Source organism: Streptomyces sp. SID1328, assembly GCF_009865595.1.
Classification (GTDB): domain Bacteria; phylum Actinomycetota; class Actinomycetes; order Streptomycetales; family Streptomycetaceae; genus Streptomyces; species Streptomyces griseoluteus.
Map to the genome: position 1 here is coordinate 1 of NZ_WWKH01000567.1, position 3,128 is coordinate 3,128.

Below are 3,128 nucleotides of genomic sequence, written 5' to 3' on the forward strand. Positions count from 1 at the left end.
GGCCGTGCGACGCGTAGGCCACGGCGCGGGCCCCGGGCCCCGGGCCGCCGGGCGCCGGGCGCCGGGCGCATGAAGCGAACCGGCACCACCGGCCTGCCTGCCCGTGGCAAGCGGGAACCCCGGCCCCTCTGAACACAGCGGAGGGGGCCACGCCCAGCGAGCAGCGCCGCGCTGGTGCGCCTGGCCACTCCGTCGAACGCCGACCCGGCACCTGGCGCCGGCCCCTCATCGGCGCACCAGCCAGACCGCCGAGGAAACCCTCAACACGCACCGCACCACCACCCCCGAAAACAACACCGCCCCCACCCCCGGCAGTGGCCGGGGTGGGGGCGGTGGAGGTGCGAGGAGAGGGGCAGCGGGGACTTGGCCCTTCTCCTCGGGTATCGGTGGGCGGTCAGCCCATCTCCTCCAGGGTCTTGCCCTTCGTCTCCTTGACGAACTTCAGGACGAAGGGGATGGAGAGCGCGGCGAAGAACGTGTAGATCACGTAGGTGCCGGAGAGGTTCCAGTCGGCCAGCGACGGGAAGCTCGCGGTGATGGCCCAGTTGGCGATCCACTGCGCGGACGCGGCGACACCGAGGGCGGCGGCGCGAATCCGGTTCGGGAACATCTCGCCGAGGAAGACCCAGACCACCACGCCCCAGGAGAGGGCGAAGAAGAGGACGAAGAGGTGGGCGGCGACGAGGGCGACCCAGCCCTGCGTGGCGGGGAGCTTGCCGTCGACGAGGTGGTACGAGAACGCCCAGGCTTCCAGCGCGAGACCGACGACCATGCCGACCGAGCCGATGAGGGCCAGCGGCTTCCGGCCGATCCGGTCCACGAAGATCATGGCGATCACGGTGCCGACGATGTTGATGATCGACGTCGTGAAGGAGTTGAGGAACGAGTCCGACGGGTCGACACCGACCGACTGCCACAGCGTGGAGGAGTAGTAGAACGCGACGTTGATGCCGACGAACTGCTGGAAGACGGAGAGGCCGATACCCACCCAGACGATCGGCTTGAAGAAGAAGCTGCCACCGAGCAGGTCCTTGAAGGACGACTTGTGCTCGGACTTCATCGCGTGCTCGATCTCGTTGACCCGCGCGTCGAGGTCGACACCGTTGCCCTCGACCTCGGCCAGCACCTCGCGGGCGCGCTCACGCTTGCCGACGGAGATCAGGAAGCGCGGGGACTCGGGGATCGCGAAGGAGAGCAGGCCGTAGAGGACGGCCGGGATCACCATGACGCCCAGCATGACCTGCCAGACCTCGAGGCCCATCAGCTTGCCGCGCTGGTCGCCGCCGGCGGCGTTCAGCAGGCCCCAGTTGACGAGCTGCGAGACGGCGATGCCGATGACGATCGCGGCCTGCTGGAAGGAGCCGAGCCGCCCGCGGTAAGCCGGCGGTGCGACCTCGGCGATGTAGGCCGGGCCGATGACCGAGGCCATACCGATGGCGAAACCGCCGATGATGCGCCAGAAGGCGAGGTCCCACAGCGCGAAGGGAAGGGCGGAGCCCACCGCGCTGATGGTGAAGAGGACGGCGGCGATCTGCATGCAGCGGATACGGCCGATACGGTCGGCTATGCGGCCGGCGGTGGCGGCACCGATGGCGCAGCCGATCAGCGCGATGGCGATGACCTGGGCGAGGGCGGCGGAGCCCACGTCATAACGGTCCCGGATGGCCTCGACGGCGCCGTTGATCACGGAGCTGTCGTAGCCGAACAGGAAGCCGCCCATCGCGGCCGCGGCCGCGATGAAGATGACGTGCCCGAGATGTTCGGGGTGAGCCGTCCCGGCTCCTGGCTGGGGTGCCTGCGCTGTGCTGGTCACGTGTAACTCCTCGGGCCACGGCAACGCTGCCGGGTGGGGGCGAGCCCTTCCAGGTTCCAGTGGCGCACACCTTGGCACCACTTACCCCTGAAGGTAAAAGCAACGTTGCAGAGACTATGCCTTCAACTTTCGAAGTCAATACCTGGATGGCTGTGACTTAAGAGATACGCACGCGTCGATGTTGTTCAAGAAGTAAACGCACACGTACTTGATCTTGAGAGACTTGCTAGCGCAGCCGCTGGGAGATGACCTTCGACACTCCGTCACCCTGCATGGAGACGCCGTACAGCGCGTCGGCCACCTCCATGGTGCGCTTCTGGTGCGTGATCACGACGAGCTGCGAACTCTCCTGCAGCTCCCGCATGATCCCGATCAGCCGCTGGAGATTGGTGTCGTCCAGGGCCGCCTCGACCTCGTCCATCACGTAGAAGGGGCTGGGGCGGGCCTTGAAGATCGCCACCAGCAGGGCGACGGCCGTCAGCGACCGTTCCCCGCCGGACAGCAGGCTCAGCCGCTTCACCTTCTTCCCCGGCGGCCGCGCCTCCACGTCCACACCCGTGGCCAGCATGTCGTCCGGGTCGGTCAGCACCAGCCGCCCCTCCCCACCGGGGAAGAGCCGGGAGAAGACGCCCTCGAACTCGCGGGCGGTGTCCCGGAACGCCTCGGTGAAGACCTGCTCGACCCGTTCATCGACCTCCTTCACCACCCTCAGCAGATCCACCCGCGTCTTCTTCAGGTCCTCCAGTTGCTCACTGAGGAACTTGTGCCGCTCTTCCAGCGCTGCAAACTCCTCCAGCGCCAGCGGATTCACCTTGCCCAACTGCTGGTAGGCCCGCTCGGCCGCCTTCAGCCGCTTCTCCTGCTCCGCGCGGTGGAAGGGACGCGGCTGGTTACGGGGGTGCCCGGGGTCCTCCGGCAGCTCCTCACCCTCCGCCGGGAGGGAGGGCGGCACCGGCTGGAGGGGGCCGTACTCCGCGACGAGCCCCTCCGGCTCGACCCCGAGTTCGTCCAGCGCCCTGGCCTCCAGCTGCTCGATCCGCAGCCGCTTCTCCGCGCCGAGCACCTCGCCCCGGTGCACCGAGTCCGTCAACTTGTCGAGTTCCGCCTTGAGATCGCGCCCCGTACCGCGCGCGTCGGCCAACTCCCGCTCGCGTACGGCCTTCGCGGCCTCGGCGGCGTCGCGCTCGCGCTGGGAGCGGGCGAGGGAGACCTCGATGTGGGCCAGCAGTTGCCGGGCGCCGTCCGCGACCGCCCCGGCGATGGCCGCCTCGTGGCGCAGCCGGGCCCGCCGCCGCTCCGCACGCGCGCGTGCCTC

General features: G+C 68.8%; 2 protein-coding genes. Both read right to left on the reverse strand.

Annotated elements, in window-relative coordinates; all coding sequences use genetic code 11:
* Nucleotides 1-394: 394 nt before the first annotated feature.
* Entirely contained in the window at nt 395-1,813 is a 1,419-nt protein-coding gene (locus tag GT030_RS17980; protein WP_161201959.1) for a sugar porter family MFS transporter, read from the reverse strand.
* A gap of 226 nt (nt 1,814-2,039) precedes the next feature.
* Nucleotides 2,040-3,128, reverse strand: a 1,089-nt coding sequence (locus tag GT030_RS17985; RefSeq protein ID WP_161201960.1) for an AAA family ATPase, incomplete at its 5' end; no start/stop codon positions are given.